This is a genomic window from Streptomyces sp. NRRL B-3229 (assembly GCF_000719505.1).
Classification (GTDB): domain Bacteria; phylum Actinomycetota; class Actinomycetes; order Streptomycetales; family Streptomycetaceae; genus Streptomyces; species Streptomyces griseorubiginosus.
Genome location: NZ_JOGP01000093.1, coordinates 1 through 624 on the forward strand (window position 1 = coordinate 1; position 624 = coordinate 624).

The 624-nt window shown below is 72.8% G+C and carries 1 pseudogene; it reads right to left on the minus strand.

Features of this window, described 5'->3' with window-relative positions:
• Positions 1–22: 22 nt before the first annotated feature.
• A pseudogene (locus IF54_RS0138850) lies at positions 23–624 on the minus strand (NAD-dependent epimerase); the annotation flags it as partial.

The window sequence follows — 624 nt, forward strand, 5'->3', positions numbered from 1 at the left end:
GCGGGAGATCGAGGCGGGGGAATTACGGGTGATCGGTGAGGTAATCCCTCAGCACGGAAAGGAAATCCGCATCGGGTTCGAGCCCCAGAGTGCCGGCACGCCGGTGGTCGAAGTCGGCCGGCCAGGAGGCGACGATGGCCTCGACGGCGGGGTCGGGGGCGACGGTGACCCGGTCGGCGACCGTGTCACCGGCCACCTGGCGCAAGGTGGCGAGGATGTCGGCGACCGACACGGTCAGGGCGGGGAGGTTGACCGGCAGCGGACCCTCCAGGCGTCCCGGTCCGGTCCCGCGCTCGGCCTCGGCGACCCGGAGGATCCCCTCGACGGTGCGACGTGGCGAGGACAGGGCCACCCGCAGCCCGGGATCCACCGGGCAGACGGCGGGCAGTCCGGCCAGCGGCTCACGGACGATGCCGGACAGGAAGCCGGACGCGGCGGCGTTGGGCCGGCCGGGCCGGACCACCACCGTCATCAGCCGCACGACCCGCCCGTCGAGGAAGCCACGCCGGGTGCAGTCCGCGATCAGTTGCTCGCACATCAGCTTCTGGGTGCCGTAACTCGACCGCGGCAGCGGCAGAGTCGTCTCGCTCACCGCAGGTGGCAGGGGCAGGTCCGGGTGCGAGC